Origin of the sequence: Methylibium sp. (assembly GCF_013817365.1) — a bacterium.
Taxonomy (GTDB): Bacteria; Pseudomonadota; Gammaproteobacteria; order Burkholderiales; family Burkholderiaceae_C; genus Methylibium.
Map to the genome: position 1 here is coordinate 1 of NZ_JACDCU010000209.1, position 6,873 is coordinate 6,873.

Consider the following 6,873-nt stretch of genomic DNA (forward strand, 5'->3'; position numbering starts at 1 on the left):
CGCACGGGCAGCAGCACCGAGCCGCGCCGCGAGGTGACGTGCAGCAGCGTGCCTTCGGCCCAGCCGCGGCGCGCGAGTTCCTGCGGGTGGAGCTCGATGGCCGGCTCCGGCACGTGGCCGAACAGCAGGCCGAGGGTGCCGGTGCGGCTCATGCCGTGCCACTGGTCGCGCAGGCGGCCGGTCGTCAGGGAGAACGGGAAGCGCGCATCGCGCGGCTCGGCGACCGGGCGGTAGGGCATGTCGGCGAAGCGGGCGCGGCCGTCGGCGGTGGGAAAGACGCCGTCCGCGTAGAGCCTCACCTTGCCCGTGGCTTGTCCTTCCGGGCAGGGCCACTGCGCGGGCGCGCGCTCGAGTTGCGCGTAGTCGAGCCCGGTGATGTCGAGATCGCGCCCGCGGGTGCTTTCGCGGTGCTCGTTCCAGACCGATTCCGGCGTGGCGTAGCGAAAGAGCGTCGCCGCCCGGTCAGCGCCTCCAGTTCCGCGACGCGCGTCGCCTTGCGCTCCCGAGCAGAGGGGGGTGTCGATCGGGGCGGGGTGCGTCGCCGCCTGCGAAATACGTCGCGGCAGCCGGGCTTCGAGCCGGCGCGCGAAATCGACCGCCGCGGCCCAGTCGTGGCGCGCGGCGCCGGGGGCTGCCACGGCGGGCCGCACGCGGCTGATGCGACGCTCGCTGTTGGTGACCGTGCCGTCCTTCTCGCCCCAGGTGGTGGCGGGCAGCAGGAGGTCGGCATAGGCGGCTGTGGCGGTGGTGGCGAAGGCTTCCTGCAGCACCACGAACTCGCAGCGTTCGAGCGCGCGGCGCACCACGGCCTGGTCGGGCATGGACTGTGCGGGGTTGGTGCAGGTGATCCAGAGCGCCTTGATCTCGCCGTCGGCGGCGGCCTGGAACATCTCGACGGCGCTTTTGCCCGGTGTTGCCGGTACGTCGGCCACGTTCCACAACGCGGCGACCTCCGCGCGATGCTGCGGGTTCGCCATGTCGCGGTGCGCGCTCAGCAGATTGGCAAGGCCGCCGACCTCGCGCCCGCCCATCGCGTTGGGCTGGCCCGTCAGCGAGAACGGCCCGGCGCCGGGCTTGCCGATCTGCCCTGTCGCGAGATGCAGGTTGATCAGTGCGGCGTTCTTGTCGGTCCCGCTGGTGCTCTGGTTGAGGCCCTGGCAATACAGGCTCAGCGTGGGCGTGCGCTGCTGCGGGCCGCCGTCGTCGGTCAGGCCGCCGAACCAGCGTGCCGCCTGCACGATGGCTTCCTCTTTCAAGCCGCAGATCTGAGCCACGTACTTCGGCGTGAATTCGCGCACGCGGTCGCGCAGCGCGGTGAAGCCGCGGGTGTGGGCGGCGATGTAGGCCGCATCGGTCAGGCCCTCCCACAGCAGCAGGTGCAGCAGGCCGTGGAACAGCGCCACGTCGGTGCCCGGAAGCAAGGGCAGGTGCAGATCCGCGCATTCAGCCGTCTCGGTGCGGCGCGGGTCCACGACGATCAGCTTCATGCCCGGGTTGGCGCGCCGCGCGTCTTCGAGCCGGCGGAACAGCACCGGGTGGGCCCAGGCCGTGTTGCTGCCGGCGATGAAGACCGTGTGCGCATGGTGCAGGTCGTCGTAGCAGGCGGGTGGGGCGTCCGCGCCCAGCGTGGCCTTGTAGCCGGCCACGGCGCTGGACATGCACAGACGCGAGTTGGTGTCGACGTTGTTGGTGCCGATCAGGCCCTTGGCGAGCTTGTTGAAGACGTAGTAGTCCTCGGTGAGCAGTTGGCCGGAGAGGTAGAAGCCGACGGCGTCGGGGCCGTGCTGCTCGATCGTCGATGCAAACCGCTCGGTTGCTTCGTCGAGCGCGGCATCCCAGCCCACGGGCTGCAGGGCTCCACCGCGCTCTGCGCGGCGCAGCGGTTGCAGCAGCCGGGTCTGCCGCGTGATCGGCGCCGAGGCGGTGAGGTGGAGGGTGCTGCCCTTGCTGCACAGCCGGCCGAAGTTGGCCGGGTGTTCGGGGTCGCCGCGCACGCCGGTGATCTGCGCGCCCTCCGACTCGATGATGACTCCGCAGCCGACGCCGCAGTAGGGGCAGGTCGATCGCGTCTCACGCATGGGAAGGCTCACGCGCTGTGCGGCGCCTGCACGTCGAAGGTGTTGCCGCCTACCGCACCCGTCGAGGCGCCGGGTCCGGCGCGCGGCGGCTGGAGGTCGATCGCCAGCGTGGCGAGTTCGTGTGCGTCGAGGGAAACCTGGCCGGCCTCCTGCCGGACGCGGAACGCCACGGTGCAGCCTTCGTCGGGCGCTTTGGCGCAGCCATCGGCCAGGCCGATGGTCCAGTTGTGCAACGGGCAGGCGACGCTGGTGCCGAACACGATGCCCTGAGAAAGCGGGCCGCCCTTGTGAGGGCAGCGGTCGAGCAGGGCGAAGACCTGGTCGTCGGTGGTGCGGAAAAGGGCGACGTCGCAGCCGGCGTCGCGGTGGACGCGGCGGGAGCCGAGCAGGGGGATGTCGGCGACGTTGCAGATTTGCTTCCAGTCGGTCATTTCATGGGTCTCTTGATCGGTGTGCGGGCTGCCCTCACGTCGGCCCTCTCACAGAGGGAGAGGGAGCAATACAGAGGTGCGCCGATGCGTGGTTCGGGCAGGAAGTGGCGGCTAAGCCGGAACTAGAGGCTCGAACTGGCGCGCATCGACCGCGGCCTTGTCGAACTCGAACCACGGGTCGGGCTCGCCGTCGAGCGAGAACTGCAGGCGCTCCCACAGCGCCTTACGGCCCGCTGCATCGTCGAGGATCTTCTTCTTCACGTAGTCGAGCCCGACGCGCCCCACGTAATGCACCGTGCGCTCCAGGTACCAGCCCTCCTCGCGGTAGAGCTGCAGGAAGGCGCCGCTGTACTCCAGCACCTCCTCTGCGGTCTTCAGCTTGCACAGGAACTGCGCCACCTCGGTCTTGATGCCGCCGTTGCCGCCGACATAGATCTCCCAGCCCGAGTCGACGCCGATCACGCCCACGTCCTTGATGCCCGACTCGGCGCAGTTGCGGGGGCAGCCGCTCACGGCGAGCTTGACCTTGTGCGGCGCGTACATGCGCCACAGGGCGCGCTCCAGGTCCTTGCCCATCTGCGTGGAGTCCTGCGTGCCGAAGCGGCACCACTCGCTGCCGACGCAGGTCTTCACGGTGCGCAGCGCCTTGGCGTAGGCGTGGCCGCTGGCCATGCCGATGTCCTTCCATACGCCCGGCAGGTCTTCCTTCTTCACGCCCAGCAGGTCGATGCGCTGGCCACCGGTGACCTTGACGGTGGGGATCTTGTACTTGTCGACCGCGTCGGCGATGCGGCGCAACTCGCTGGCCGTGGTCTCGCCGCCCCACATGCGCGGGATCACGCTGTAGGTGCCGTCCTTCTGGATGTTGGCGTGGCTGCGCTCGTTGATGTAGCGCGATTGCGGGTCGTCCTTCGCCTCCTTCGGCCAGGTGCTGATCAAGTAATAGTTGATCGCCGGGCGGCAGGACGAGCAGCCGTTGGGCGTGCGCCAGTTCAGGCGCTGGTACACGCCATCGATCGTGAGCAGGTGTTCACCCTTGATGGCCTCGCGCACTTCCTGGTGGCTCGTGTCGGTGCAGCCGCACATCGCCTTCTTGGTCGGCGCTTTCGAGTAGTCACCGCCGGCGGTGAACATCAGCAGTTGCTCGACCAGGCCGGTGCAGGAGCCGCAGCTCGCGCTGGCCTTCGTGTGCTTGCGCACCTCGTCCAGCGTGAACAGGCCCTTGTCTTTGATGGCCTTGCAGATGGCGCCCTTGGTGACGCCGTTGCAGCCGCACACCTCGTCGGCGTCGAGCATCGCCGCGGCGCGCGTGTTGCCTTCGTGGCCGGTGTCGCCGATGTTGGATTCGCCGAACATCAGCTTGTCGCGGATGTCACTGAGGTTGCGGCCTTCACGCAGCAGCTTGAAGTACCAGCTGCCGTCCACCGTGTCGCCGTAGAGGCAGGCGCCGATGAGCTTGTCGTCCTTGATGACGAGTTTCTTGTACACGCCGCCGAAGGGATCGCTCATCACGATCTCCTCGCAACCTTCGCCGCCCATGAAGTCGCCGGCCGAGAACAGGTCGATGCCGGTGACCTTGAGCTTGGTGCTCGTCAGCGAGCCGGTGTAGCGGCCGATGCCGAACTGTGCCAAGTGGGTCGCGCAGACCTTGCCCTGCTCGAACAGCGGCGCCACCAGCCCGTAAGCGATGCCGCGGTGGGCCGCGCACTCACCAACTGAGTAGACGCGCGGGTCGGTCACGGTCTGCATGGTGTCGGTGACGACGATGCCGCGGTTGCAGTGGATGCCGATCTGCTCGGCCAGCGCGGTGTTGGGGCGAATGCCCACTGCCATCACCACCAGGTCGGCGGGGATCTCGCGGCCGTCCTTGAAGCGAACTGCCATCACCCTGCCGTCCTTGTCGGCGGTGAGCTGTTCGGTGTGCGCGCCGATCAGGAACTTCAGGCCGCGGTCTTCGAGCGACTTCTGCAGTAGCCGGCCCGCCGTGTCGTCGAGCTGGCGCTCCATCAGCCAGGGCATGACGTGCACCACGCTCACCTGCATGCCGCGCAGCATCAGGCCGTTGGCGGCTTCGAGACCGAGCAGGCCGCCGCCGATCACGACCGCGTGCCGGTACTTCGTGGCGGCTTCGATCATCGCGTTCGTGTCGGCGATGTCGCGGTAGGCGATGACGCCTTCGAGGTCCTTGCCGGGCACCGGCAGGATGAAGGGGTTGGAGCCGGTGGCCAGCAGCAGTCGGTCGTACTCCGCCTCGGTGACGCGGCCGTCTTCATCGATGGCGCGGACCACGCGCCGCATCCGGTCGATCTGCGTCACTTTCCTGCCCAGGTGCAGCGTGATGCCGTGCTCGGCATACCACTCCAGGGGATTCAGGACGATCTCGTCGACCGTCTGCTCGCCGGCCAGCACGGGGCTGAGCAGGATGCGGTTGTAGTTGGGGTGCGGCTCGGCGCCGAACACGGTGATGTCGTAAAGCTCGGGCGCGATCTTCAGCAGTTCCTCGAGGGTGCGCACGCCGGCCATGCCGTTGCCCACCATCACCAGTTTCATCTTCTTCATGGTTCCGTCCTTCAGGGAATCGCTTCAAGCAAGCCCGATGCCAGCGTTGCGCCGTGGGCCTGTGCTGCAATCGCCGCACTTCCACGCAGCCGCATGAGCTTTCACGTCGACATCGGATACGCCTGCGAGCGCGGGGCGCGCGAGCGCAACGACGATTTCGTGGCCGCGTTGCGCGACCCCGCCAGCGAAGGCCTGATCGCGGCCATCGCCGATGGCGTCGCCTCGGGCGGTCTGGGCCGCGAGGCGGCGCAGACCACGGTGAGGAGCCTCCTCAACGACTTCTTCGCCGCGCCGCAGACCTGGGAAACGACCGTCGTGCTCGACCGCCTGATCGGCGCGCAGAACCGCTGGCTGGCCGATCACAACCGGCGCCGTTCGGCCGTCGGCGGTGGCAGCGCACTGACCACGCTGACGGCGCTGGTGCTGCAGGGCCACGGCTGGACGCTGGCGCACGTCGGCGACACGCGGGCCTGGCGGCTGCGCGACGGCGAGTGCAACCAGCTCAGCACCGACCATGCGCTCGACCACCTCGACCTGGGCGGCCAGCTCACGCGCGCGGTCGGGCTCGACGACCTGGTGCATGTCGACTACCAGCAAGGCGATCTGCACGCCGGCGACTGCTTCGTGCTCACCAGCGACGGCGTGCACGGTGTGCTCGAGCGCGCGCGGATCGCGAGCCTGGCGCGGGAGGGGGATGCTCGAGCCGCGAGCGAAGCCCTCGTGCGCGCCGCATTGGCGGCCGGCAGCCGCGACAACGCGACCGCACTGGTCGTGCGCGTGCAGGGCCTCGCATCCGAGCGGCTCGGCGACGCGCTGCGCCACGGGCGGCAGCTGCCGGTGCCGGGCAAGCTCAGGACGGGCGACGTGCTCGACGGCTATGTCGTCACGGCCCTGGTCGCCGACACCGGCGTGCACCGCCTGTACCAGGCGCGCGAGACGGCCTCGCGCGAACTGGTGGCGATCAAGACCCTGCACGAAGCACGCGCCAGCGATCCCGAGGAGCGGGCCATGCTCGCCCACGAGGCGTGGCTGGGCTCGCGTGTGGCGCCGCGCGCGGGCGAGCGCGAGGCGCGCGGCTTCGTTCACGTGCGGGAGCCTCACGAGCCCAGCGCCTTCTACGTCGTGTTCGACTGGCACGGCGGACAGACCCTGGAGCAGATGCTCGCCGCCGGCCGCCGCTTCACGGTGGCCGAGGTGGTGGACGGCGCGACCCGCGTGGCACGCGCGCTCGGCCGGTTGCACCGCCAGGGCGTGATCCATCGCGACATCAAGCCCGCCAATCTGCACCTCGGTGAAGACGGGCAGTGGCGCATCCTCGATCTCGGCGTTGCGCTCTCCGGACGCGAACCGGCGGCGCTGCGCAGCCTGCATGCCGGCACGCCGAGCTACATCAACCCGGAGCAATGGGCGCAGGCCGGCGGCGAGCCTGCGCCGGCCGATGCGGGCAGCGACCTCTACGCGCTGGGCGTCACGCTGTTCCGCTGGCTCGGCGCCGCGCTGCCCTACGGCGAAGTCGAGCCGTACCAGACCGGCGCGTTTCGGCGCACCCCGCAGGCGCCTTCGCGGCGCCGCCCCGACGTGCCCATCTGGCTCGATCATGTGCTGCTCAAGGCCGTGGCGCGCGAGGGCGCGCAGCGCTTCGAGACCGCCGAGGAACTGTTGCTCGCGCTGGAGCGCGGCGCCTCGAGGCCGCTGAGCGCGCCGCAGGCGGCATCTCTGATCGCACGCGACCCGGCGGCGCTCTGGAAGATCGCGCTCTTCATCTCGCTGCTCTTCAACGGGCTGCTGATCGTGTGGCTGCTGGC

Annotated in this window: 4 protein-coding genes; 1 reads left to right on the top strand and 3 read right to left on the bottom strand. The window is 69.5% G+C overall.

Annotated elements, in window-relative coordinates; all coding sequences use genetic code 11:
* The 3 genes from H0W38_RS13210 to nirB all read right to left on the bottom strand — a co-directional run.
* Nucleotides 1-2,078: molybdopterin-dependent oxidoreductase (locus H0W38_RS13210; protein WP_292454754.1), on the bottom strand; the 2,078-nt coding region annotated here is incomplete at its 3' end.
* An 8-nt stretch (nt 2,079-2,086) separates the two neighbouring features.
* Entirely contained in the window at nt 2,087-2,509 is a 423-nt protein-coding gene (gene nirD / locus H0W38_RS13215; RefSeq protein ID WP_292454755.1) for a nitrite reductase small subunit NirD, read from the bottom strand.
* A gap of 111 nt (nt 2,510-2,620) precedes the next feature.
* Entirely contained in the window at nt 2,621-5,068 is a 2,448-nt protein-coding gene (gene nirB / locus H0W38_RS13220) for a nitrite reductase large subunit NirB (protein WP_292454758.1), read from the bottom strand.
* Nucleotides 5,069-5,161: 93 nt separating this feature from the next.
* Here nirB and H0W38_RS13225 point away from each other — a divergent pair.
* On the top strand, nt 5,162-6,873 hold a 1,712-nt coding region (locus tag H0W38_RS13225; protein WP_292454761.1), incomplete at its 3' end, for a bifunctional protein-serine/threonine kinase/phosphatase.

Excerpts from the sequence above, each read along its gene's own strand:
- nirB (WP_292454758.1), bottom strand. The coding sequence starts at position 5,068 with ATGAAGAAGATGAAACTGGTGATGGTGGGCAACGGCATGGCCGGCGTG.
- nirD (WP_292454755.1), bottom strand. The coding sequence starts at position 2,509 with ATGACCGACTGGAAGCAAATCTGCAACGTCGCCGACATCCCCCTGCTC.